Raw genomic sequence first — 23,432 nt, 5'->3', positions numbered from 1 at the left:
CGCCCGGGACGCACAGGAGCGTCCGGCATCCTCGACCGGTGGACGGCGACGGGCGGACGGGCGACGGCGTGCCCTCCCCGGGCGAGCGCCCCGACCGGCCTATGCTCGCGGCCGAGGCCCACACGGCCATCGTCCCCACCGTGTCTGGAGCAGGCGTGACCATGACGAGCGTCGGCGACCCCCTGGTCGGCCAGGTCCTCGACGGTCGCTACCAGATCACCCAGCGTCTCGCCCGGGGCGGCATGGCCACCGTCTACCAGGCCGTGGACACCCGGCTGACCCGCACCGTCGCCGTCAAGGTCATGCACGTCGGGCTCGGCGACGACGTCGAGTTCGCCAAGAAGTTCGACCGCGAGGCCCGCGCCGCGGCCCGGCTCTCCCACCCGAACGTCGTCTCGGTGTTCGACCAGGGCCAGGCCGTGCTGGACGGCCACACCCTGCGGCCCTACATCGTCATGGAGTACGTCGAGGGCCCCACCTTGCGCGACGTCATCCTGCGCGAGGCGCCGATGGCGCCCACCCGGGCCCTGGAGGTGTTCGAGCCGGTGCTCGCCGCGCTGGCCGCCGCCCACGACGCCGGGCTGGTGCACCGCGACGTCAAGCCCGAGAACGTGCTGATCAGCGACCGCGGGCAGATCAAGGTCGCCGATTTCGGCCTGGCCAAGGCCGTCTCCGCGCAGACCTCGACGGCCACCCAGGGGATGCTGATCGGCACGGTGTCCTACCTGCCGCCCGAGCTGGTGCTCTCGGGCCGCGCCGACGCCCGCTCCGACGTGTACAGCGCAGGGGTCGTGCTGTTCGAGCTGCTCACCGGCCGCAAGCCGCACACCGGCGAGACCCCCATCCAGGTCGCCTACGCCCACGTCCACAACGACGTCCCGGCGCCGTCGGCGGTGAACCGCTCCGGCCGGATCCCGCCCTACCTCGACGCCCTGGTCGCCGGGGCCACCGCCCGCGACGCCGACAGCCGCCCGCACGACGCCCGGGTGCTGCTCACCCAGGTGCGCCGGGTCCGGGCGGCCCTGCGCGACGGCGTCGTCGACGACCCCGAGCTCACCCAGGACCTCAGCGTGCTGCGCACGCAGCCCGTGGACGACGCCGACGGCGAGCCCACCCAGTGGGTCGCGGCGGCGCCGCTGACCACCGGTGGCGCCCCGGCCACCCCGCGCTCGCCGGCCGCCGACGCCCCGCCGCCCGCCCCGGCACCGCCGACGGCCGGACCCGGACCGGCCCACGTCGAGGCCCTCCGGCCCACCGCGGCCTCGGCCCCGCCGCCCGTCGTGCCGGTGGCTCCCCGCCCCTCGGGGCTCGGCCGGGCCGCCGCCCAGCGGGAGCGGCAGGCCCGCCGCCGCCGCCGCGGCTGGTTGGCCGTGCTGCTGGTGCTGCTGCTCACCACCCTGGCGCTGCTGGCCGGCTGGTACCTGACCGAGGGCCGCTTCACCACGGCGCCCGCGCTGGCCAGCCTGACCCGCGCCGACGCCGAGCAGGTCGCCGACCGGGCCGGGCTGGACCTGCGGGTCGACGAGGCCTACAGCGAGTCGGTTCCCCGCGGCGCCGTCATCTCGACCGAGCCGGGCCCCGGCGCGAAGATCCTCGACGGCGGCCCGATCGACGCCGTCGTCTCCCGGGGCCCCGAGCGCTACCCCGTGCCCACCCTCGTCGGGCTGCCGCGGGCCGAGGCCGCGGCGGCCCTGGCGAACGGGCGGCTCAGCGCCGGCGAGGTCACCGAGGCCTGGAGCGACACCGTGCCGGCCGGCACCGTGACCGGGGCCTCGGCCGCGGCCGGGACCCCGGTCAAGCCCGGCACCGCCGTCGCGCTGACGGTGTCCCGCGGCCCGAAGCCGGTCAAGATCGCCGACTGGACCGGCAAGGGCGTCGACGACGCCGTCGCGGCGCTCGAGAAGGCCGGCTTCCTGGTCACGGTCACGACCGCCCACTCCGACGAGGTGCCGGTCGGCCGGGTCATCAGCCAGTCGCCCGGGCCCGGCACCGGGCAGAAGGGCGACGAGGTCGAGCTCGCCCGCTCGCTCGGACCCGTCCTGGTCACCGTGCCGAACGTCCGGGCGATGGGGGTCCGGGCCGCCGAGAAGGTGATGCAGGACGCCGGCTTCCGGACCCGGGTGCAGGCGGCGGCGGTCAACTACATCGGCGTCGGCTTCGTCGTCTCCACCGACCCGAAGGCCCGCTCGCAGGCACCGAAGGGCTCGACGATCACCCTCTACGTCGTCTGATCCCGGGCCGGCACCCCACCCCTAGGCTGGGCGGGTGCCGTCCCCCCTCCGTCGCCGGTCCGACCTCGCCCCGCTGCTGGCCCTGCTGGCCATGACCGCGGCCTGGGGGTCGACCTTCTTCCTGATCAAGGACCTGCTGGTCCGGCTGCCCGTCGCGGACATGCTGGCCCTGCGGTTCGGGATCGGCAGCCTCGCCCTCGTGCTGCTGGCCGGGCGCCGGCTGCGGATGAGCCGGGCGACCCTGCGCTCGGGCCTGCTGCTGGGACTGCTCTACGGGGTCGCCCAGATCCTGCAGACCGCCGGGCTCGCCCTGACCTCGGCCAGCGTCTCGGGCTTCATCACCGGCCTCTACGTCGTGGCGACGCCCCTGCTGGCCGCGCTGCTGCTGCGGACCCGGGTCAGCGCCACCACCTGGGCGGCCTCCGGGCTGGCCACCGTCGGGCTCGGGGTGCTGAGCCTGAACGGCTTCGCCCTCGGCCCCGGCGAGCTGCTCACCCTGCTGTCGGCCCTGGTCTACGCCGGCCACATCATCGCGATGGGCCGGCTGTCCACCCCCGGCGAGGCGCTGCCGCTCAGCCTGGTGCAGATGGTCGTCATCACCGCGGTCTGCACGGTGGCCGCGGTCTGGCCCGGCGCGGGCAGCCCGGGCCTGCAGCTGCCCGCGTCGACGGGCGACTGGCTGGCCGTGCTGTACCTCGCCGTCGTCGCCGGCGCGCTCACCATGGTGCTGCAGACCTGGGCCCAGGCCCGGGTGGAGGCCGCGCGCGCCGCCGTCGTGATGGCCATGGAGCCGGTGTGGGCCGCGGCCTTCGCCGTGACCCTCGGCGACGACCGGCTGACGTCCAGGATGGTGGCCGGTGGGCTCGCTATCCTCGCCGCCATGTACCTCGTGGAGCTCGCCCCGCGGCGCCGCCGCGGCCGTGCCGACGCCGGCCCGACCGGCCCGGCGACCCCCGTCGACGTGGGCCGCGAGACGTCGTGAACGGGGGCCCGGTGGTCTACGTCCTGCTCGGCCTGCTCCTGGTGGGCGTGGTCCTCGGGGTGCTCCTGCTGGTCCGCCGGCACCGCTACGTCGCCAGCCTCCGGGAGCGCGGCTGGGCCTTCGAGAGCGCCCCGTCCCTGGAGTCGGTGCTCGACCACCACGCCCCGCCCTTCGGTCTCGGCCTGGTCCGGGCCGTCGACGAGGGTATCGCCGGCACCACGCGCGCGGGCGTGCCCTTCCGGGTCTTCGAGTACGAGGTGAAGAGCGGCGGACCCCGCTTCGACGCCCGCCTGGCGAGCCTGCGGCTGCCCGCCACCCTGCCCGACCTGTTCGTCAGCGCGGGACCCGTCCGGGCCGGCGTCCGGCTGCCCGCGGTCCCTCTCGACCCGGCCCTGCAGGTGCACGCCGCCGACCCCGGCTACGCCCGGGCGCTGCTGAGCCCCGCGGTGCTCGCCGCCCTCGCCGCCTTCGGCCGGGCCGGTCACCCGGTCGACGTCAGCGTCGACGGTGCCCAGCTGGTGGCGGTGGGCGCCCCGAAGGACCCCGACGCCCTGCAGGCGTACCTCGAGGCGCTGGCCCCGGTGGTGCTGGCCGTCGACCCCGCCGCCGTCGCCCCCTGGTCCCGGCCCCCGGTGGCCCCCGGGTTCACCTTCCACGGCCGGCCCGACTGGGTGCTGGTGGGCTCCGACGACAGCGCGATCGCCCGCTTCGGCCTGACCACCGCCGGCTTCGGGCACACCACTGAGCAGGTCGTCCGCGGCGACAACGGCGGGCTCCCCGTCGAAGGGCTGGTGCACCGCTGGAAGACCCACCGCACCGAGACCAGCACCGACAGCCAGGGCCGCAGCCAGACGCGGACCGTCACCGAGCACCACGACGAGGTCGTCGCCGGGGTCTGGCTGCCCTTCGCGCTCCCGCAGCTCAGCGTCGACGGCGGCTGGGGCGGCGAGCGCATCCGGTTCGAGAGCGAGGAGTTCAACGACCGGTTCAAGGTCCGCTCGGCCAGCGCCCGGCTCGCCTACGACGTCATCCACCCGCGCACCATGGAGTTCCTGATGGCCGTCCGGCCGCCGGGCCTCCGGATCGAGGGGAACCTGATGCGGTTCCTCGTCTCCTCCCACGACACCGAGACGCTCGCCTTCTGCGCCGACTTCGCCCACGACTTCCTCGCCCGGGTGCCCTCCTTCGTGTGGAAGAACCTCCAGATCTCCCCGCCGGCCTTCCGCGTGGACGCGCTGACCGCACCGCTGCCCCCGGCACCGGCGCACGCCCCGCTCGGGGCGCAGCCCACCCCGGAGCTCCGGTGACCGCCGGCTGGCTGCACGTCGTGCTCGACGTGCCGGCCGCCGAGCCCACGGGCGGCTTCTGGGCCACCGCCCTCGGCTGGCCGCTCGGCGGCCCGTGGCCGGACCACCCGGAGCTGCGCAGCTTCAGCCCACCCGACGGCGACGCGTACGTGCACCTCCAGCAGGTCGACGGCCCGGCCGGCCGGCACCTCGACCTCGAGGTCGACGACGTCGACGCCGAGCACGCCCGGCTGCTGGCCCTGGGGGCCACCGACGTGCGCCGGACCGCCGACTGGTGGACCGTGCGCTCCCCCGGCGGGCTGGAGCTCTGCCTGCTGGCCGCCCGTCCCCGGACCCGGCCGGCGCCGGTCACGGGACCCTCGGGCACCCGCCGACGGCTGGTGCAGGTCTGCCTGGACCTGCCGCCGCGGCTGGTGGACGTCGACGCCGCGTTCTGGCGGGCGGCGCTGGCCTGGCGAGAGGTGCCCGTCGACGACCCCGAGTTCCTCGGCCGGCTGGTCCCGTCGCCCGGCCACCCCCTGCAGGTGCTGCTGCAGCGGCTGGACGACGACGACGGCGGCCCGACCCGGCTGCACCTCGACCTCGGCTCGGAGGACCTCGCGGCCGACGTCACACTGCTCCAGGACCGGGGCGCCGCGCCGCTGCACGAGGGCGACGGCTTCGTCGCCCTGCGCGACCCGGCCGGGCAGGTCTTCTGCGTCACGCGCAACGCCCCCGACGCGCCCTGAGGGGTCAGAGCGCAGCGACGGCCTCCGCCACGGGCGTGTCCCCGCTGACCAGCTCGAACTGTGCGCCGACGCCCGCCCCCGTGCTCAGCAGGGCGGCGAGCACCGCGGCCACGTCGGCCCGCGGCACGGTGCCCCGCCCGGTCTCGACGGCCACCCGGACGCGACCGGTCGGCGCCTCGTCGGTCAGCCCGCCCGGCCGGACGACGGTCCAGTCCAGGTCGCGGCGGCGGAGGTCGGCGTCCGCCTCGCTCTTGGCCCGCTGGTAGACCTGGAAGACGTCCTCGGAGCCGGCGTCGAAGGTGTCGGCGCCCATCGAGGAGACCATCACGTAGCGCCGGACCCCGGCCCGCTCGGCCGCGTCGGCCAGCAGGACGGCACCGTCCCGGTCGAGGGTGAGCTTGCGGGCCGCCCCGCTGTTCGGGCCCGCCCCCGCGGCGAAGACGACGGCGTCGGCCCCGCTCAGCAGCGCGGCCACCGTGTCGACGTCGCTGTGCTCGAGGTCGACGACGGCCGGCTCGGCCCCGGCGGCGACCAGGTCCCCGCCCTGGGCGGGGTTGCGGATCAGGCCGACGGGCCGGTGCCCGGCGTCGGCCAGCAGCCGGGCGGTGAGCAGGGCGATCTGGCCGTGACCCCCGGCGATGACGACGCGCATCCCGCGCCCCGCAGCGCGTCCGTCCTCAGAAGTCATGGCTCGCACCGCCGCGCAGGTCGAGCACCCGGGTGCCGGTCATGGCGTCGACGCGGCCCGAGATCAGCCCGCGGCCGCGGTCGTTGAGCAGCTCGTCGTGGATCGGGAACCCCTCGAGCGCCCCCACGGCGCGCACCCAGTCCACCGTCTCCTTGAGCGCGCCCCAGGGCCCGTAGGAGGGCATGGCGACGACGTCGACCCCGCTCGGCGCGGTCTCGTAGGAGTCGCCGGGGTGGAAGAACGTCGGCTCCCCCTCGGACCGCAGCACGAAGCCGACGTTGCCGATCCGGGGGATGTCGCGGTGGATGACGGCGTGCTGACCGCCGACCGCGGTGACCAGCACGTCACCCACGGCGGTCTGCTCCTCCGGCGCCAGGGCGGCCGCGCCCTCCCCGAGCGGCGGCAGGTCGCCGGCCTGCACCTGCTGCAGCACCGACGGCTCCAGCAGCACCCGGGCGGACGGGTTGGCCGCCAGCAGGGCCGGCAGGTGCTCGGGGTCGAGGTGGTCGGGGTGGCCGTGGGTGACCAGGACGGCGTCGAGGTCGGTGAGCCCGTGCCAGCCCGTCGACAGGTTCCCCGGGTCCAGCAGGATCCGGGCGTCGGCGGTCTCGATCAGGACGGCGGCGTGGCCGAGGTGGGCGATGCGCATGGCGTCAACCTACGGCAGCCCGCCCGCGGCGAAACCGATGGCGTCCGCCTCCCCGGCGGGAGAGACTGCGGCCGTGACCGACGACGACGCCGCCCCGTCCGCCACCCTGCTCAGCCGGGCCGCGCAGCAGCTGGCGGTCCTGGCGGACCGGCAGCGGGCCGCGCTGCTCGGCGGCGTCCTGCGGCTGGAGGAGCCGACGCAGGGCTGCACGGTCCCGGCGCTCGCGGCGGACCAGGGCACGGACCTCCGCACGACGGCCCGCCACCTCGCGGCGCTCGAGGCAGCCGGCCTGGTCACCGTCGCCGCGCACCGGGTGCGGCCGCGGGTCCAGGTCCTCGAGGAGACCGCCGGGGCGCTGCTGGCCGCGCTGCCCGTCACCGCACTGCTGGCCGCGGACCCGGCGCTCGGCCGGCTGTTCCGGCACGGCCGGCTGACGGGGCTCCCGGTGCTGGCCCGCGTGGACGAGCGGGAGCGGCTGGCCGCCCTGCTGGTCCAGCTGCTGCCCGCCGACCGGGCCCTGACCGAGGGCGAGGTGAACGCCGCCCTGGCCGAGGTCACCGACGACGTGGCCAGCGTCCGCCGGTTCCTGGTCGAGGAGAACCGCCTCACCCGCTCCGCCGGCCGGGACTACCGCCGCGTCACCCCTTGAACGACCGCCCGCCGGGGTGGTCCGGCTAGCCGCCGAGCAGCGCGCCGAGCACCTTGCCGGCGCTCGTGCACTCCTCGGCGGTCACGTCGAGGTGGGTGACCACCCGGACCATCCGGGGACCGAGTGCGGAGACCAGGACCCCCTGCTCGGCGGCGGCCGCCGCCACGGGAGCGGCGGGCCGGTCGCCGGTCGAGAGCACGACGATGTTGGTCTCGAGCGCGTCGACGTCCACGGCCGCGGGGGCGTGCTCGGCGACGGCCTCGGCCAGGGCGCGGGCCGCCGCGTGGTCCTCGGCCAGCCGGGCGACGTGGTGGTCGAGCGCGTGCAGGGCGCCCGCGGCCAGCATCCCGGCCTGCCGCCAGCCGCCACCGAGCCGCTTCCGCTGCACCCGGGCGCGGGCCATGTTCTCCGCGCTGCCCACGAGCACCGAGCCGACGGGGGCGCCGAGGCCCTTGGAGAAGCAGACGCTGACGGTGTCGAACAGCCGGCCGTAGACCTCGAGCGGCACGCCGCTCGCCACGTGCGCGTTCCACAGCCGCGCGCCGTCGAGGTGGTAGCCCAGGCCGTGCTCCCGGCAGAGGGCGCCGACGGCCTCGAGCTGCTCCAGCGGCTGGATGGTGCCGCCGCCGAAGTTGTGCGTGTTCTCCACCGCGACGGCGGCGGTCGAGACCAGGTAGGGACCGGCGGCCGGCGACAGGATCTCGGCCACCCGCTCGGCCTCCAGCCGTCCGTGGTCCGACGGCCACGTCCGCATCGTCAGGCCGTGCACGGCCGCGTGCGCCCCCATCTCGGCGCGGGCCACGTGGGCGGCGACGTCGCACAGGACCTCCTGGCCCGGCTCCACGAGCATCCGGACGCCGAGCAGGTTGGCCAGCGAGCCGGTGGCGCAGTAGAGCCCCGCCTCGTGGCCCAGCAGCGCCGCCGTCCGCCGCTCCAGCTCGAGGACGGTCGGGTCCTCCCCGTAGACGTCGTCGCCGACGGGGGCCTCGGCCATCGCGGCCCGCATCGCGGCGGTGGGTCGGGTGACGGTGTCGGAGCGCAGATCGATCACGCCCTCTGTTCTACCCGGCGGCACGGACGCGGCGGGCCGACGCCCGGCAGGTGGTCGGGCTCCCCGTCGGATCGGGGCCGCGGCCGGCCATGCCGGTGGCTGCTCGGCCGGCCGGCCGGTCCGGAGCGCCAGCGCGGCGGCCAGCACGACGAGCCCGGGCACAGCAGGGATCCTGGTGGAGCACCGCCGTCCGTCACGGTCCAGCAGCGACCGGTGCCGCTCGGCCCTCGTTCCCGCAGGTCCGAGGCGGGCTGGGCGTCAGACCGCGGCGGCCTGGACGGCCTTGGCTCGGCGGATCCGGCCGCTGGTGAGCCGCTCGGCCACCAGGAAGGCCAGCTCCAGCGACTGGTTGCGGTTGAGCCGCGGGTCGCAGAGCGTCTCGTAGCGGTTCACGAGGTCGGCCTCGACGAGGTCGTCGCTGCCGCCGACGCACTCGGTGACGTCGTCGCCGGTGAGCTCGACGTGCACCCCGCCCGGCCAGGTGCCGAGCTCCTCGTGCACGTCGAAGAAGCCGTTGAGCTCCTCCACCACGTCGGAGAAGGCGCGGGTCTTGTAGCCGTTGCGGGCCTCGAAGGTGTTGCCGTGCATCGGGTCGCAGACCCAGGCCACCTGACGGCCGCTGGCGGTCACCTTGGCCACCACCTCGGGCAGGATGTCGCGGACCTTGCCGGCCCCCATCCGGGTGATGAAGGTGATCCGGCCCGGCTCGTGGTCCGGGTCCAGCCGGTCGGCGAGCTCCAGGGCGGTGTCGGCCGTCGTCGTCGGTCCCAGCTTCACGCCCAGCGGGTTGCGGATGTGCCGCATCAGCTCGACGTGCGCGCCGTCCAGCTGCCGGGTCCGCTCGCCGATCCACAGGAAGTGCCCGGACGTGCCGTAGGGCTGCCGGGTGCGGGAGTCGATCCGGGTCAGCGCGTGCTCGTACTCCATCACCAGGGCCTCGTGGCTGGAGTAGAAGTCGACGGTGCGGAAGGCGTCGTCGTCGATCCCGCAGGCCACCATGAAGGCCAGCGCCCGGTCGATCTCGTCGGCCAAGTCCTGGTAGCGGACACCGGCGCCCGAGCTGAGGACGAAGTTCGCGTTCCAGCTGTGCACCCGCCGCAGGTGGGCGAAGCCGCCGGTCACGAAGGCCCGGGTCAGGTTGAGCGTCGCCGACGAGGCGTTGTAGACGCCGAGCAGCCGCTGCGGGTCGGGCTCGCGCGACGCGGGGCTGAAGGCGAAACCGTTGACCGCGTCGCCCCGGTAGGCCGGCAGCGTGACGCCGTCGCGGGTCTCGGAGCCGGAGCTGCGGGGCTTGGCGTACTGACCGGCCATCCGGCCGACCTTGACGATCGGCACCTGCGCCGCGTAGGTGAGCACGACGGCCATCGACAGCAGCGTGCGCAGCTTGTTCTGGATGTTGTCGGCCGTCACGCCCTCGAACGTCTCGGCGCAGTCACCGCCCTGCAGCAGGAAGGCCTCCCCCGCGGCGACGCTGGCCATCTTGGCCCGCAGCTCGTCGCACTCGCCGGCGAAGACCAGCGGCGGCAGGGTGCGCAGCTTGCCGATCACGTCAGCGAGGGCGCCCTGGTCGGCATAGGTCGGCTGCTGGAGCGGGTTCAGAGCATGCAGCTCGTCCAGCGAGGGGACCGGGGACGCATCGAGCATCCGCACACTCTAGACGCCGGGGGCCGCCGGGACCGCCCGATTGTCAGGACGTGGTCGCCGCCCCGACCGGGGGCCGCTGGACGCCCGGGCCGTCGCCGGAGCCGGGTACCGCCCACAGGGCGCGGTCGAACCAGCCCCAGAAGTCGGCCGCGTCCTCCAGGCCGAGGCCGCGGCGGAGCGCCGGCTCGCTGAGGAACAGCTCGCGCGCGGTCTGGGCGAGCCAGACCCGCAGCCCGTCCGCGTCCGCCCGCAGCCGGGCCTGCAGTTCCGCCCGGCAGCGCGCCCGGAGCTCCGACCCGCACCCGGGGAGGACGGCCGCCGCGGACGTCAGCGGGCAGTGGGCCCCGTAGTCCGCGGTGTAGAGCCGGACCAGCGCCTCCCGCAGGACGTCGTCACGCACCGCACGGCCCGCCCGCGTCGGGGAACCAGGACATCGTCGGCCTCTCTCGTCGGCTTCCGGGTCGCGCACCTGCCCGCTCCCGGTGGCTGCGGCTGCGGAACGCCCCAGGGGGTGCGGCGCCCCGCAGCCGCAGTTCGACGGCTCCACCGCCACGCCGGTCGACGGGAACGCTCCCCACGCCCCGGACACGCCACGCGTCGGTGGAGCCGTCACCCCTGAGACGCCTCGGCTCCCCGGTCATGACGCGGACCGGCGCCCGGGGGGCCCGGCACGGCCGACGACAGGGACGGACGGTGACGGCTGGGCCGCCCGGGGCGGGCCCGGCCGGGCCGCGTCATGACGCGGGGGTGGAGGCGTCCGTCCGCGGGCGCGGGCGGCCGCGGCCCGGTCAGCGACGGGGCGGCAGGCTGCGCTGGGCCATCTCGTAGGTGGCCAGCACCTCGACGAAGAACTCCGAGGCGGCGGCCGCGACGTCGCCCAGCTCGTCGCGGCGGACGGTCGTGATCACCTCGAGCAGCACCTCGTGGTGCACCTGGGCGAGGTCGAGGATGCTCAGGCCGTCGACGACGGCGGCGCGGCCGATCTCGTAACCCGCCCGCAGCGGCGCCTCGGCCCGGCGGGGCAGGTAGCGCAGGAAGGCGGCGCGGTAGTCGCGGCGGAGGTCCGCGAGGCTGCTCATCGCCGCTGGGCCGAGCGGGCGCGGGCGGCGGTCGCCGGCTGCCCGCCGAGGTAGGCCAGGCCCTCCTCGAGATCGAGCGCGGTGTGCACGCTGCCCGTGTCCATGCCCAGGGACACCATGGCGAAGGCCACCTCGGGCTGGATCCCGACGATCACGGTCGCCGCACCCCGCAGCCGGGCCATCTCCGCGATGTCGCGCAGCGTCCGCGACCCGAACGAGTCCAGCACGTCGAGGGCCGCGACGTCGATGACGACCCCGCGCGCCCGGTGCTCACCGATCTGGTGGACGAGGTCCTGCTGGAACCGCAGCATCTGGGTGTCGTCCAGGGCCGTGTGGATGGACGCGATCAGCTGCGACCCCTGCCGCAGGATCGAGACCAGCGCCGGGCCGTCGTCGGTCACGGTGAGCCGTCCTCGCGGATGACCGTGAAGCCGAGCAGCCGCTCGGCCTCCTCCAGACCACCCTGCAGGTCGCCGATGGTGTTCATCTTGCTCAGGTCGACCCCGATGGTGACCAGCGTCTGCGCGATCTCCGGGGACAGCCCGGTGATGATGACGCTCGCGCCCATCAGCCGGGAGGCGTCGACGGTGCGGACCAGGTGGTTGGCCACCGCCTCGTCGACGTCCGGGGCGCCGGTGATGTCGATGACCACGACCTTCGCCCGGTGGGTGCGGATGCCGCGCAGCAGCTGCTCGGTGAGCTGGCGGGCGCGCTCGGTGTCGAGCACGCCGATGATCGGCAGGATCAGCAGCCGCTCCCGCACGGGCAGCACCGGCGTCGACAGCTCCCGGATGGAGTCCTGCTGCTGGCGGATGACCCGCTCGCGCTCGTCGACGAAGCTGACCGCCACCGTGTTGGCGATCCGGTTGGCGGCGGGCTCGTAGGCGTCGAGCACCCGGTTGAGCAGGTCGAAGTCGCGCTGGTACTTCTCGAACAGCGAGCGGGCCAGCACGTCGCGCAGCAGCAGGACGATGCCGACCACCTCGTGGGTCTCGACGCCGCGGGGGATGATCCGCTCGGACAGGTCGCGCGCGTAGTGCTGGAGGGCCTCCACGCTGCCGGTCTCGAGCACCTCGACGTAGTTGTCGTAGACCGAGGTGGTCTCGGCGCCCACCTCCTGCGGCGTCATCGACCGCAGCAGGTGCGAGTCCTGGATCCGGCCGGCCCACTCCTCGCGGAGCCGGCTGCGGTGCTCGCGCAGGTGCGCGACCAGCTGCGGCAGCAGCTGCTCCACGTCCTCGTCCTCGTGGTGGACCCGTGCGAACTCCGTCGTCCCGCCGTCGCCCTCGCTCATGCCGTCCCTTCCCTCTGCCACTTGGTCATGGTCACCGTCGTGCCGCGGTCGACCTCCGAGACGACCGCGAACTCGTCCATCAGCCGTCGGGCGCCGGGCAGCCCCAGGCCGAGCCCGTGGTAGGTGCTGTAGCCGTCGGCCAGCGCGCGCTCGACGTCCGCGATCCCCGGACCCGCGTCGCGCGCGACCACCCGGATCCCCGGCCGCGGCTGCTCGAGGAGCTCCACGACCACCTCGCCGCGACCGGCGAAGCGCACGATGTTGCGGGCGATCTCGGAGACCGCGGTCGCCACCAGCGTCAGGTCGGTCCGGGAGAAGCCGATCCGCCCCGCCAGCTCGCGCGCCACCCGGCGGGCGGCCACGATGTCGGGGTCGCCCTCGATCCGCACGGTGACCACGGTGTCGGTCTCCGGGGAGCGCTCCAGCAGCGGCTGGCTCAGGTCGGCGCAGAAGTCGCACTCCAGCAGGTGCCGGGCGGCGTCGAGCTCGCGCTGCCGGCGCCGGTCCCCCAGCGAGAGCGCGAACAGCACGGGGCGGCAGCGGCCGGTGGGCGGCTCCTCGTCCTGCAGCGCCAGCAGGTACTCCACGCGCAGCCGGGCGCGGCTGCGGTTGAGCTGGGCGGCGACGGCCCCGGCGGACAGCCCCAGCTCGGTGCCCAGCGAGCGGGTGTCCTGGCCGGCCACCTCGTGGGCCAGCAGCGTCCGCCGCTCGCGCTCGCTCAGCCGGTCCAGGGCGGCGGCGACGGCGCCGCGCTCCTCCTCGCGGAGCAGGTCGGCGTCGGGTGCCTCCACCGGCACGAGGTCCACCACCCGGTGGACGTTGCGCCGGTGCCGGTCCCGTTCCTTCCACATCGACGCGACGACGTTGCGGGCGGTGACGATGGCGTAGGGCTCGAGCATGCCGGGCTCGACCCGGTGGGAGGCGGCGAGGACCTTGACGAGGGTCTCCTGGACCAGGTCCTCGGCCGCGGCCCGGTCCGCGACCCGGGCGTGCACGATGCGCCGGACCAGCGGGAGGAGCTCGGCGACGCCGGACTCCTCACCCGCCCCGTCCGGGTCGGGCGGCGCTGCCAGCGCCTCGGTGGCCCCCATGGCCGAAGACTACGGCCACCGCCCGTGGTCGGGGCAGGTCGCACCGGCTCAGGCCTGCGGTGAGATCTCGTCCCGCTCGGCGGCGGCCGCCTCCTTGGCGGCGGCCTCCTTGGCGGCGGGCGCGTAGAGGTCGACGTACTCCTGCCCGGACAGCTCCATGATCGCGTACATGATCTCGTCGGTGATCGAGCGCAGGATGAAGCGGTCGCTCTCCAGGCCCTCGTAGCGGGAGAAGTCCAGGGGCGCGCCGAACCGGACGGTGGGGCTGACGATCTTGGTGATGATCTTGCCGGGCGGGGCGATGACGTCGGTGCCGATCACCGCGGTCGGCACCACCGGCACCTTGGCCAGCAGGGCCATCCGGGCGACGCCGGTGCGGCCCTTGTACAGCCGGCCGTCGTGGCTGCGGGTGCCCTCGGGGTAGATGCCGAACAGCTCGCCGCGCTCCAGCACCTTGAGCCCGGCCCGCAGGGCGCCCTCGCTGGCCCGCCCGCCCGTGCGGTCGATCGGCACCTGGCCGGTGCCGGCGAAGAACCGGCGCTGCGCCCAGCCCTTGACCCCCACGCCGGTGAAGTAGTCGGACTTGGCGACGAAGGTCACCCGCCGGTCGAGGACCAGCGGCATGAACAGCCAGTCCGCGAAGGACAGGTGGTTGCTGGCCAGGATGGCCGGTCCGGTGGCGGGCACGTGGTCCCGGCCCTCGACGACCGGCCGGAAGATCTTGTCGATGGCGGGGCCGAGGAGGACGTTCTTCAGCACCCAGTAGATGCCGCGCCCCCCGCCGCCCCGGCCCCGCTCCAGGGTGACCCGGCCGTCGGCCGAGACCGAGACCACGTCGCTCGGTGCGGGGTCCTCGGCGTCGCCGGCCCGGCTCACGGGGTCCCGCTCACGGGGTGACCTCGGCCGGTCGGGGCACCGGCGCGGGCACGGGCGGCACCGGACGGCCGGCTCCCGGGCGCTCCAGCACCGTGGTGGGGAAGACGCGGCCCTCCGCGGCGGCGCTCTTGACCGAGGCGGCGTAGGCGTCGACGTAGGTCTGGCCCGACAGCTCCTGCACCGCCGCCATGATCTCGTCGGTCACCCACCGCAGGACGTCGCGGTCGTTGCCCGCCCCGGCGTAGCGGTCGAAGTCCATCGGCCGGCCGATCCGGACCCCGGGACGGCGCATCACCGGGATGCCGAGCAACGGCAGCTTGACGAACTGGGTGTCGACGACACCGACCGGGAGCACCGGGACCCGGGCCTGCAGGACCAGCCGGGCGACGCCGGTCTTGCCCTTGTGCAGCCGGCCGTCGGGCGAGCGGGTGCCCTCGGGGAAGATGCCGAGCAGCTCGCCGCGCTCCAGCACGTCGAGCACGCTCGTCATGCTGCTGGCGCTGGCCCGGCCGCCCGAGCGGTCCATCGGCAGCATGCCGACGCCCTCGAGGAACCACTTCAGCACCCGTCCGCGCACGCCGGTGCCGGCGAAGGCCTCCGCCTTGGCGGGGAAGGCCAGCCGGCGCGGGATCAGCGCCGGGATCAGGTAGGTGTCGCCCGCGGAGACGTGGTTCGCCACCAGGATCGCCGGTCCCGACGACGGGATGTTCTCCTTCCCCTCGATCCAGGGCCGGAACGCCACCTTGATCACGGGGAGGAAGAGGAACCACTTCAGCACCCAGTAGAGCAACCCGACCTCCGCGACCTCAACGCTCCGTGGCCCGGTGGAGAGGCCCTCCGCCGGTCGAGGAGACGTGGGCAGCCTAGTGTGCCGCGACCGCCGCGGCCGACCTGCCCGGCGAGCGCCGACCCGCGCCGAACCGTCGCGCTGCCGCAGGAGTCCGTGGCACCATGCCCCGGTGAGCCCCGCGTCGACGTCAGCGCCGTCCTCCGCGGTCCGCGGCCTGCTGGGCCGGCTGACCGGGTACGGCCGGCCCGCGGGACCGGCCCCGACGTCGGCCCCGGTCGTGCCGCAGGCTCAGCCGTACGCCGGCGGCTCCGGCCCGTACGGGGTCCTGCTCTGCCACGGCTTCACGGGCACACCCCACTCGATGCGCCCCTGGGCCGAGCACCTGGAGGCGGCGGGCTTCCGGGTCGTGCTGCCCCGGCTCCCGGGGCACGGCACCAGCTGGCAGGAGCTGAACCGGACGCAGTGGACCGACTGGTACGCCGCGGTCGACCGGGCGTTCGTCGACCTGACCCGGCAGTGCGAGCGGGTCGGCGTAGCCGGCCTGTCGATGGGCGGGGCGCTGGCGCTGCGGCTGGCCGAGCAGCACGGCGACGCGGTGGCCGCCCTGGCCCTGGTCAACCCGTGCATCAACATCACCGACCCCCGCATCCGGTTCTCCCGGCTGCTCAGCGTGGTGCCGTCGCTGCGGGGCATCGCCGGCGACATCGCCAAGCCGGGCGAGGGCGAGTTCGGCTACACCCGCAACCCGCTGCGGGCGCTGCACTCGCAGACCGAGCTGTGGGCCGACGTGCGGGCCGGCCTGGACCGGGTGACCTCGCCGACCCAGGTGTACTGGTCTCGGCAGGACCACGTCGTCGACCCGTCGTCGCTGGCCCTCATCCGGGCGGGTGTGCGCACCCCCGACCTGGAGGTCGTCACCCTGGAACGCAGCTACCATGTAGCCACGCTGGACTACGACGCGGACGACATCTTCCGCGGCTCCGCGGACTTCTTCCGCCGACACGTGGGGGACCGAGCATGACCAGGCCGAGCGAGGACGACCGCGCCGCCTTCGACCGCGCCTTCGCCGAGATGATGGCCGGCTACCACCTCACCGCCGAGCGGGCCTCCGACGTGGCAGCCGGCGACGCCGCGGCGGCAGCGACCACGACGGAACCACCGGCCGAGACCCCCGCCGTCGACGACGCGGGCCGCCGCTGGGAGCAGCTGCCGCTGTTCCAGTTCCCGGCCGAGGACGAGCGCCGCCCCCCGGGCGAGCCGGCCGAGGAGGAGCCCGAGCCGTACGTGCCCGAGCCGCTCCCCCCGCTGGACCCGCCGGCCCTGCCCGCGCTGCTCGGCTGGCTGGGCATCGGCTGGGCCGCCCTGGTGGTGCTGGCCGCCGCCTTCGGCGCCCGCTTCCCGTCCTGGGTCGGCTGGGTCGCCGTCCTCGGCTTCCTGGGCGGCTTCGCGGTGCTGGTCGCCCGGCTCCCCCGCCACCGCCCCCCCGGCTCCGGCGACGGCGCGGTCCTCTAGCCACCCGTCCCCCGGGCGCCACCGGGGACCGGTGACCGCCGGCGCACCCCCCGGGCGGTCCGCGGCCGGCGCCGGGGTCCCGGGCCGAGCCCGGTCCCCCACTTCACACCCCTGCGGTGGGCTTCACACCCCGTGCAGAGGGTGCGCGGACCACGCCAGGGGTGTGAAGTGGGGGACCCACCTCGACGCAGGAGAGGGGGCGAGCGGACCGCGGAGCCGTCAGGCCCGGGTGGCCCAGCGCTCGCGGCGCTCGCGGCGGGTCCGCACGCGGCGGACCTTCTGCTTGCGACGTCGGGGCCAGAAGCCGAAGCGGGCCGAGTCGGGCGGCTCGACCATGGCGTGCCGGGCCAGGTCGGCGGCGCCGATGAGTCCGGCGTCGTTCCGGAAGTGCGCGAGCTCCAGCCGGGCCTCCTCGCGGAACCCGCGCCCGGTCAGCGTCCGGCTGAAGGCCTGCCGGGCGGGCAGCAGCAGCAGGTCGCCCGCCGCGCTGACGCCGCCGCCGATGACGACCACCTCCGGGTCCAGGGCCGCCGCGAGGTTGGCGATGCCGCGCCCCAGCCAGGTGCCGACGTCGGCCAGCAGCTCGACGGAGTTGGGCTCGCCGGCGATGGCGGCGGCGGTGACGTCCGGGCCGGTGATCTCGTCCGGGTCACCGCCCACCATCTCCAGCAGCCGGAAGGCGGTCGGGGAGTTGGTCCGGGCCAGCGCCCGGGCCTCGCGGACGAGGGAGTTGCCCGAGGCGTACTGCTCCCAGCAGCCGCGGTTGCCGCACTCGCACCAGTGCCCGCCGGGCACCGCGATCATGTGGCCCCACTCCCCCGCCATCCCGTAGGTGCCGCGGAACAGCTGCCGGTTGATCACCAGGCCGCCGCCGATGCCGGTGCCCAGGGTGATGCAGACCATCACCGAGGAGCCGCGGCCCGCGCCGAACCGGTACTCCGCCCAGGCGGCGGCGTTGGCGTCGTTGTCCACGATCAGCGGCAGGTCGACCCGCTCGACGAGCCGCGCCTTCAACGGCTCGGAGCGCCACGCGAGGTGCGGGGAGAACCGGACGACGGCCTGCTCGTTGTCGACCCAGCCGGCGGCACCGATGCCCACCGCGTCGACCCGGTGCCGCGAGCGCAGCTGCCGGACGAGCCGGACGATCGCGTCCTCGACCGCGACGGGGCTGTGCGACGGTGTCGGCTCCTGCAGCCGCTCGAGGATGACGCCCTGCTCGTCGACCACGCCGGCGGCGACCTTCGTGCCGCCGATGTCGATGCCGATGCTCAGCACCGGCGGGACCGGCCAGGCGGTGGGGCGTCGCAGCCCGCCCGCCGGTGCGGTGGTCAGCCCTCCACCCGGCGCTTGAGGCCCCGGAGGGCGCCGTCGATGATCGTCTTCTCGGCCTTGCGGCGGAACATCCCGATCATCGGCAGGTTCGCGTCGACGGTCAGCCGGTAGGTCACGTTCGTGCCCGCACCCGCCGGCTCGACGGTGTAGGAGCCGTCCATGGTCTTGAGCAGGTCGCCCTCGACGAGCCGCCAGCTGACCACCGCGGGCTCCCACTGGTACCGCAGGACGTAGTCGTCCTGGACGACGGGGTGGTCGAGGACCATGCGCACCGTCTCGGGCCGCCCGCTGGCGGAGGTCAGGACCTCAGCGCTGCTCATCGAGTCCACCCAGGCGGGGTACTGCTCCACGTCGGAGATGACGGCCATCACCGCCTCGGGCGGGGCCGCGATGGCGATGGAGCCGCTCGTCTGGTCGGGCACGTGCCGCCTCTCCCCGGGTCGTCGGCCGCCCGGGATGAGCGGCCCCGCTCGTGCTGAGGACCTCGGTGCGCTGCTCAGGGTACCGGCTCCCGACCCCGCCCCGGACGCCGACCGGGGGGCGGGTTCAGCCGAGCTCGAGCGCGGCCCGGAGCGTCCGGCGGGCGGCGTCCGCACCGTAGCGGGCGGCGACGTGACGACGTCCGGCCGCGCCCAGGGCGGCGGCCCGGGCGGGGTCCAGGAGCAGGGTCCGCACCGCTCCCGCGACGGCGGCCGGGTCGTCGGGCTCGACCACCGCGCCGGTGCGGCCGTCGACGACGGTCTCGGGGGCCCCGCCGGAGCGGCCGACGACGACGGGCAGCCCGCAGGCCGCCGCCTCCACCGCGGCCAGCCCGAGCCCCTCCGCGTACAGCCCGCCCCAGCGGCTGCGCACCGGCAGGGCGAACACCCGTGCCGCCCGGAGCTCGGCCAGCACCGCGTCGCGGTCCAGCGCACCGGTCATCCGCACGGTCGGCGCGAGTCCCAGCGCACCGGCCAGCCGGGTCAGGGCCGCCCGCTCCGGCCCGTCGCCGACCAGGACCAGCTCCGGGGCCGCCGCGGCGGCCGGCCAGCCGTCGAGCACCGTGCGCCAGGCCCGGAGCAGGGTGTCGAAGCCCTTCTGCCGGACGAAGCGGCCGACGGCGACGCAGCGCACCGGTCGCGCACCGAGCGCGTCGTCGGGGGCCGGGGTGAACCGGTCGAGGTCGACCGGGGGCGGCAGCCGCAGCAGCCGGCGGCGGGCGGCCGGGGACAGCGCGGCGGCGACGGCGGCCGTGGTGTGGTCGGAGATGGTGGTGAGGTGGTCGCAGCCGTCGCCGACGCGGCGGAGCACTGCCCGGGCGGCCGGCACCCGCGCCCACCACACCTCGTGCCCGTGGGTCAGCCCGACGACGTGCCGGGCCCCGGCCCGACGCAGCGCCGGGGCCAGCAGGCCCAGCGGCGCCGCCGCCCCGAAGAGCACTCGGTCCGCCCCCGTGCTCCGCAGCAGCCGGGCCGCGTCCCGGGCCACGGCAGGGGTCGGCAGCAGCAGCCCGCCCCGCCGCAGCACCGGGTACCCGCGCGCCGTGTCGGTCGCGGCGGCGCCCGGCGGGCCGGAGGCGAGCACCACGACGTCGTCGTCGAGCAGGTGGCACAGGTCGGCGACGAAGGACTCGATGCCGCCGATCCGCGGCGGGAAGTCGTTGGTGACGACGAGGGTGCGGCCCACGTCAGGACCGCGCCTGCCGGGCCAGCGCCGCCCGCCAGCCGGCGGTGAACCGGGCCTCGTCCGTGCCGAGCGTGGCCTGCAGGGCCGCGTCGAGCCGCTGGCCGCCGTCGACGGCGGTGTAGAGCCGCTGCAGGTCCTCCTCCGACCAGGTCTCGGCGACGTAGCGGCAGGCCGTCCAGGCCGCGGCGTAGCTGACGGCGAGGTCGTCCGCACCGGCGAGGAACGCCTCGTCGCCGGGCAGCGCCTCCGGGGCGCCGTCGGCCCGGACCCGCGCCAGCAGGGGCTCGGCCACGCCGTCGGCCGCCGCGGGGTTCGCGGCCAGCGCGACCTCGTCGGCCAGCCCCTCGACGAGCCAGGTGGGCGCCGGGGAGTCGGGCGAGCGGGTGGCGACGTGCACCGTCTCGTGGGTCAGCACGACCGCGACCCCCAGCGGGGCGAGGACCCGGGTGACGTCGGGGTTGACGACGACGCGGAGCGCCGACCCCGCGCCGGACCCCTCGCCGAGCGTCACGGCGGCGATGCCCGTGTAGCTGCCGGGATCGGCACCGAGCTCGGCCTCGAAGGCGGTGCGGCTCGCCGGCACCTCGACGACGAGCCCCCCGCCCCAGCGGGCGGCGTCCCCGGCCCTCACCCGCTCCCGCACCACGGCGGCCGCAGCGACCGCCCGGTCCAGCCAGGCGTCAGCGGACTGGCCGGGACCGGCGAGCACCGTGACGCCGTCCCGGCTCGCGGCGGACACGGGACCCGTCCACCAGACCGGTTGGGGGCGGACGGCGCCGTCGGGGTCGTCGGGGTCCTCCGGCGGGGTGGTGCCGGCCAGCTGCGGCCGGTCGCCGTCGAGGTCGAAGGTGAGCCAGACGGTGTGCTCCGCCGTCGCCGTCTCCCCCACCAGCCGCCACCGGACGGTGGCCGGCTGCTGCCAGGCGTCGGGCCCGAGGAGCTCGCGCAGCCGGCCGCGCACGGGTTCACGGTCGGCGCGGAGCCGCACGTCGAGGACCGCCCACGGCAGCCCGACGAGGTTCCCGTAGAGCAGGCGTGCCCGGTCGGCGAAGGTGGGGTCGACGGTGCTGGTGGCGGCGTCGAACGCAGCCCGGTCGCCGGTCCGGCCGGCCTGCACCAGCGTGTCGACGACGGACTGCGCGGCTGGGTCGGCGGCCGGGACGGTGGCGGCAGGCGTCGGCCTGGGAGCAGGGGGCGTGGGACTGCTGCAGGCGGTCAGCAGCGCCGCGGCGACGGCCAGCGCGCCCAGGGCACGCGACCAGCGGGTGGTGCGGGGGACGGTCAGCCCGGGCGGCGCGCCCCGGCCCACGGCATCGAGTCGACGTCGGCGTACTTGACGCTGCTGCGGGAGTTCGGGGCGTGGATGATCTGGCCGTTGCCCACGTAGAGGGCGACGTGGCTGATGCCGCTGTAGTAGAAGACGAGGTCGCCGGGCTGCAGCTCGCTGCGGCTGACGGACCGGCCGGCGCCGATCTGGCTCTGCGAGGTGCGCGGCAGGGTGACCCCGGCGGCCTTCCAGGCCGCCCCGGTGAGGCCGGAGCAGTCGTAGGCGGCCGGACCCGTCGCCCCGAACCGGTAGGGCTTGCCGAGCTGGGCCTTCGCGAACGAGACCGCCTTCGCGCCGCGGCTGCTGCCGCTGACCGCGCTGGTCCCGGAGGTGGTGTCGGGAGTGGTCGTGGTCGACCCGCTCGTGCTGCCCGTCGTGGTGGTCGAGGAGGAGCTCGCGGCGGCGGCCTCGGCCTTCTTCTTGGCCTCCTCGGCCGCCTTCTTCTCGGCCGCGGCGATGGCCGCACGCTCGGCGGCCGTCAGCCGGGCCAGCACCTTCTTGGACTCGGCGACCTTCGCGTCGGAGTCGGCCCGCAGCTCCGCGAGCTTCTTCTCCTGCTCGGTGAGGGTGGCGAGGTCGGTCTCGCTGGAGTGCTGCAGCTCGGCCAGGGCCGCCTGCTGCTCCTGGAAGTCCTGGAGCACCGTGTTCTGGTTCTCGCTGACCTTCTCGACGGTGGAGATCTGGCTCATGAAGTTGTCGGAGTCGGAGTTGAAGAAGATCTGTGCCGCCGTGTCCACGTTGCGGTTCTGGAACTGCGCCAGCGCGACCTGACCGACCTGCCGCTTCACGCGGGCGACCTTCGCCGTCTGCGTCCGCACGTCAGCCTGCTTGCGGGCCAGCTTGGCGCGGCCCGCGTCCAGCTGCTCCTTGACGCCCACCCACTCCTGGTCGATGGCGGCGGACTCGACCTCGAGCTGCTCGATCTGCGCCTTCGCCTCGGCGATCGTCACCGCCGTCGGCGCGGCCGACGCGGTGGAGGCACCGGGGAGGAAGGTCGCGACCGTCAGCGCCAGCGTGGACAGACCGATGACCGACTTCCGCACGGTCCGGGTGGCCCGGACGGCGCGGAGGTCGTGGTCGGCCTCGCGGCGGTGTGACGTCAAGCGAGCTCTCCCCTTGCAGCAGTCGTGACCACCCAGCGGTCCGGGTGGGTCGTCCGGGTCCCAGCTCTGGGTCGGGCGGCTCGGCGAGCCACCAGTCAGAGCTTCAAGTGTACGACACCGCACACGAGCCGGGTCGGCTTCCGCCGGACCAGCGACTCTCCCGGAGTCGGAGTCACCTTAGGTCACGATCAGATCACAGGCAAGCCGGGGCCCCGGTCATGCGTAGTCCTGCCAGCTGAGCGGGCTCTGGCTGGCCCGTCCACGCCGCGCACCCGGCACGAGCCGCAGCGGCGGCACCAGTCCCTGGTCGGCGAGCGCGGACAGCGCCGCCTGCTCGTCGTCGTCCAGGTCGACGCCCTGGGGCGGCGACCCCAGCAGCACGCTGATCACGCAGTCGCCGCAGGCCGCCGGCCCCCGGGCCACACAGCTGGCACAGTCCACATGCAGCACGTCCATCTCGTCCTCCTCCACCTCGGGTCCCCGCGACGGGCGGCGGTCGCCGGTCCGTCGTGGGGGCTCATGTCCACCCCCGCGTCGAGAACTGTGCGGGACGGGTCTGACACTTTCGGGGTGGATGCTCCCCGGGCCCCCGACGCCGAGACCTACTCCCACGGCCACCACGCCTCCGTCCTGCGCTCGCACCGCTGGCGGACGGGGGAGAACTCGGCCGGCTTCCTGCTCCCGCACCTTCGGCCCGGGCTGCGGCTGCTGGACGTCGGCTCCGGGGCCGGCACCATCACCGCCGACCTCGCCGCCCTGCTCGCCCCGGGCGAGGTCGTGGGGCTGGACGGCGCCGTGGCCGCCGTCGACGCCACGGCCGCCCTGGCGGCCGAGCGGGGGCTCACCAACCTGACCGCCGTCCAGGGCAGCGCCTACGACCTGGCGTCGGCCGGCTCGGGCTTCGACGTCGTGCACGCGCACCAGGTGCTGCAGCACCTGGCCGACCCGGTCGGTGCCCTGCGGGCGATGGCGGACGCCTGCGCCCCCGACGGGCTGGTGGCGGTCCGCGACGCCGACTACGCCGCGATGACCTGGTACCCCGACGACGCGGGCCTGAGCCGGTGGCTCGAGCTCTACCGGTCCGTCGCCCGCGCCAACGGGGGCGAGCCCGACGCGGGCCGGCGGCTCGTGGGCTGGGCCCGCGCCGCCGGGCTGACGGACGTCGTCGCGTCGGCCTCGGTGTGGTGCTTCGCCGACCCCGAGGACCTGGGCTGGTGGACCGGCACCTGGGCGGAGCGGCTGACGGAGTCGGCGTTCGGCCGGCAGGGGGTCGATCTCGGCCTCACCGACCCGGCCGGGCTCGCCGGGCTGGCGGCGGCCTGGCGGGCGTGGGGGCGGCGGGAGGACGCGTGGTTCGCCGTGCTGCACGGCGAGGTGCTGGCCCGCCCCTGAACCGGCCGGCTGTCCTGCCCCGCGTCCCCCGATTCCCGCTGC

The 23,432-nt window shown here is 75.6% G+C and carries 25 protein-coding genes; 8 read left to right on the top strand and 17 right to left on the bottom strand.

Going from position 1 to position 23,432, the window contains the following annotated elements:
• Positions 1-161: 161 nt before the first annotated feature.
• Genes pknB through BLT72_RS05105 form a run of 4 tightly spaced genes read left to right on the top strand, consistent with a single transcriptional unit; the run spans position 162 to position 5,248 of the window.
• A complete protein-coding gene (gene pknB, locus BLT72_RS05120; protein WP_091416750.1) occupies positions 162-2,231 on the top strand; it encodes a Stk1 family PASTA domain-containing Ser/Thr kinase in 2,070 nt (689 codons plus the stop codon).
• Between the two features lie 34 nt (positions 2,232-2,265).
• Positions 2,266-3,213 (top strand): DMT family transporter, encoded by a 948-nt coding sequence (locus tag BLT72_RS05115; RefSeq protein ID WP_231930344.1) that lies wholly within the window; start codon positions 2,266-2,268, stop codon positions 3,211-3,213.
• A complete protein-coding gene (locus BLT72_RS05110; RefSeq protein ID WP_091410749.1) occupies positions 3,210-4,520 on the top strand; it encodes a hypothetical protein in 1,311 nt (436 codons plus the stop codon). Before BLT72_RS05115 ends, BLT72_RS05110 begins: the two co-directional genes overlap by 4 nt.
• Positions 4,517-5,248, top strand: a complete 732-nt coding sequence (locus BLT72_RS05105) for a VOC family protein (RefSeq protein ID WP_091410748.1) — start codon at positions 4,517-4,519, stop codon at positions 5,246-5,248. The genes BLT72_RS05110 and BLT72_RS05105 overlap by 4 nt, the downstream gene beginning before the upstream one ends.
• A 4-nt stretch (positions 5,249-5,252) precedes the next feature.
• Here the strand turns inward: BLT72_RS05105 and BLT72_RS05100 are convergent, their stop codons facing one another.
• Together BLT72_RS05100 and BLT72_RS05095 are read right to left on the bottom strand one after the other, a co-directional pair.
• On the bottom strand, positions 5,253-5,936 hold the full coding sequence (locus tag BLT72_RS05100; RefSeq protein ID WP_231930343.1) for an SDR family oxidoreductase: 684 nt from the start codon (positions 5,934-5,936) through the stop codon (positions 5,253-5,255).
• Entirely contained in the window at positions 5,926-6,585 is a 660-nt protein-coding gene (locus tag BLT72_RS05095) for an MBL fold metallo-hydrolase (protein ID WP_091410746.1), read from the bottom strand. Before BLT72_RS05095 ends, BLT72_RS05100 begins: the two co-directional genes overlap by 11 nt.
• A gap of 73 nt (positions 6,586-6,658) precedes the next feature.
• On the opposite strand from BLT72_RS05095, the gene BLT72_RS05090 reads away from it, so the two are divergent.
• Entirely contained in the window at positions 6,659-7,234 is a 576-nt protein-coding gene (locus BLT72_RS05090) for a DUF2087 domain-containing protein (RefSeq protein WP_157720301.1), read from the top strand.
• 25 nt (positions 7,235-7,259) lie between these two features.
• Here the strand turns inward: BLT72_RS05090 and BLT72_RS05085 are convergent, their stop codons facing one another.
• The 9 genes from BLT72_RS05085 to BLT72_RS05045 all read right to left on the bottom strand — a co-directional run bounded on the left by BLT72_RS05085 (position 7,260) and on the right by BLT72_RS05045 (position 15,059).
• Positions 7,260-8,285 (bottom strand): threonine aldolase family protein, encoded by a 1,026-nt coding sequence (locus BLT72_RS05085; protein WP_091410742.1) that lies wholly within the window; start codon positions 8,283-8,285, stop codon positions 7,260-7,262.
• A gap of 258 nt (positions 8,286-8,543) precedes the next feature.
• Positions 8,544-9,929 carry a class II 3-deoxy-7-phosphoheptulonate synthase gene (locus tag BLT72_RS05080; RefSeq protein ID WP_091410740.1) on the bottom strand — a complete coding sequence of 462 codons (1,386 nt, stop codon included), beginning with the start codon at positions 9,927-9,929 and terminating at the stop codon, positions 8,544-8,546.
• 43 nt (positions 9,930-9,972) lie between these two features.
• Positions 9,973-10,329: a hypothetical protein gene (locus BLT72_RS05075; RefSeq protein ID WP_091410737.1), complete on the bottom strand. Its 357-nt coding sequence runs from the start codon at positions 10,327-10,329 to the stop codon at positions 9,973-9,975.
• Positions 10,330-10,717: 388 nt separating this feature from the next.
• Entirely contained in the window at positions 10,718-11,008 is a 291-nt protein-coding gene (locus tag BLT72_RS05070) for a phosphatase RsbU N-terminal domain-containing protein (protein ID WP_091410735.1), read from the bottom strand.
• Positions 11,005-11,409: an STAS domain-containing protein gene (locus BLT72_RS05065; RefSeq protein WP_231930342.1), complete on the bottom strand. Its 405-nt coding sequence runs from the start codon at positions 11,407-11,409 to the stop codon at positions 11,005-11,007. Before BLT72_RS05065 ends, BLT72_RS05070 begins: the two co-directional genes overlap by 4 nt.
• Positions 11,406-12,302: an STAS domain-containing protein gene (locus tag BLT72_RS05060; RefSeq protein ID WP_091410734.1), complete on the bottom strand. Its 897-nt coding sequence runs from the start codon at positions 12,300-12,302 to the stop codon at positions 11,406-11,408. The genes BLT72_RS05065 and BLT72_RS05060 overlap by 4 nt, the downstream gene beginning before the upstream one ends.
• Positions 12,299-13,393 (bottom strand): sigma-70 family RNA polymerase sigma factor, encoded by a 1,095-nt coding sequence (locus tag BLT72_RS05055; protein WP_091410732.1) that lies wholly within the window; start codon positions 13,391-13,393, stop codon positions 12,299-12,301. Before BLT72_RS05055 ends, BLT72_RS05060 begins: the two co-directional genes overlap by 4 nt.
• Positions 13,394-13,441: 48 nt before the next feature.
• On the bottom strand, positions 13,442-14,194 hold the full coding sequence (locus BLT72_RS05050; RefSeq protein ID WP_197677318.1) for a lysophospholipid acyltransferase family protein: 753 nt from the start codon (positions 14,192-14,194) through the stop codon (positions 13,442-13,444).
• 85 nt (positions 14,195-14,279) lie between these two features.
• A complete protein-coding gene (locus tag BLT72_RS05045) occupies positions 14,280-15,059 on the bottom strand; it encodes a lysophospholipid acyltransferase family protein (protein ID WP_091410730.1) in 780 nt (259 codons plus the stop codon).
• 169 nt (positions 15,060-15,228) lie between these two features.
• Here BLT72_RS05045 and BLT72_RS05040 point away from each other — a divergent pair, with 169 nt between their 5' ends.
• Positions 15,229-16,080, top strand: a complete 852-nt coding sequence (locus BLT72_RS05040; protein WP_231930341.1) for an alpha/beta hydrolase — start codon at positions 15,229-15,231, stop codon at positions 16,078-16,080.
• Positions 16,077-16,571 carry a hypothetical protein gene (locus BLT72_RS05035; protein ID WP_091410728.1) on the top strand — a complete coding sequence of 165 codons (495 nt, stop codon included), beginning with the start codon at positions 16,077-16,079 and terminating at the stop codon, positions 16,569-16,571. The genes BLT72_RS05040 and BLT72_RS05035 overlap by 4 nt, the downstream gene beginning before the upstream one ends.
• A gap of 219 nt (positions 16,572-16,790) precedes the next feature.
• Here BLT72_RS05035 and BLT72_RS05030 read toward each other — a convergent pair whose 3' ends face one another.
• From BLT72_RS05030 to BLT72_RS05005, 6 genes are all read right to left on the bottom strand, one after another.
• Complete coding sequence (locus BLT72_RS05030) at positions 16,791-17,846, bottom strand: ROK family glucokinase (protein ID WP_091410726.1); 1,056 nt, start codon at positions 17,844-17,846, stop codon at positions 16,791-16,793.
• 53 nt (positions 17,847-17,899) lie between these two features.
• On the bottom strand, positions 17,900-18,325 hold the full coding sequence (locus tag BLT72_RS05025; protein WP_091410724.1) for an SRPBCC family protein: 426 nt from the start codon (positions 18,323-18,325) through the stop codon (positions 17,900-17,902).
• A gap of 124 nt (positions 18,326-18,449) precedes the next feature.
• Positions 18,450-19,568: a glycosyltransferase family 4 protein gene (locus BLT72_RS05020; RefSeq protein ID WP_091410722.1), complete on the bottom strand. Its 1,119-nt coding sequence runs from the start codon at positions 19,566-19,568 to the stop codon at positions 18,450-18,452.
• Between the two features lies 1 nt (position 19,569).
• Positions 19,570-20,877: a hypothetical protein gene (locus tag BLT72_RS05015; RefSeq protein WP_091410721.1), complete on the bottom strand. Its 1,308-nt coding sequence runs from the start codon at positions 20,875-20,877 to the stop codon at positions 19,570-19,572.
• The gene (locus tag BLT72_RS05010; RefSeq protein WP_091410720.1) at positions 20,850-21,998 is read right to left on the bottom strand and encodes a C40 family peptidase; all 1,149 of its coding nucleotides are present in this window, start codon (positions 21,996-21,998) and stop codon (positions 20,850-20,852) included. Before BLT72_RS05010 ends, BLT72_RS05015 begins: the two co-directional genes overlap by 28 nt.
• Before the next feature lie 216 nt (positions 21,999-22,214).
• Entirely contained in the window at positions 22,215-22,454 is a 240-nt protein-coding gene (locus tag BLT72_RS05005; protein WP_091410719.1) for a hypothetical protein, read from the bottom strand.
• A gap of 114 nt (positions 22,455-22,568) precedes the next feature.
• On the opposite strand from BLT72_RS05005, the gene BLT72_RS05000 reads away from it, so the two are divergent.
• Positions 22,569-23,390, top strand: a complete 822-nt coding sequence (locus BLT72_RS05000) for a methyltransferase domain-containing protein (protein WP_231930340.1) — start codon at positions 22,569-22,571, stop codon at positions 23,388-23,390.
• Positions 23,391-23,432 lie beyond the last annotated feature (42 nt).

It is taken from the genome of Friedmanniella luteola (assembly GCF_900105065.1).
GTDB classification, from domain to species: domain Bacteria; phylum Actinomycetota; class Actinomycetes; order Propionibacteriales; family Propionibacteriaceae; genus Microlunatus; species Microlunatus luteolus.
Note: the sequence above shows the minus strand (reverse complement) of the source record. Positions and strands in the feature narration are given on the sequence as shown.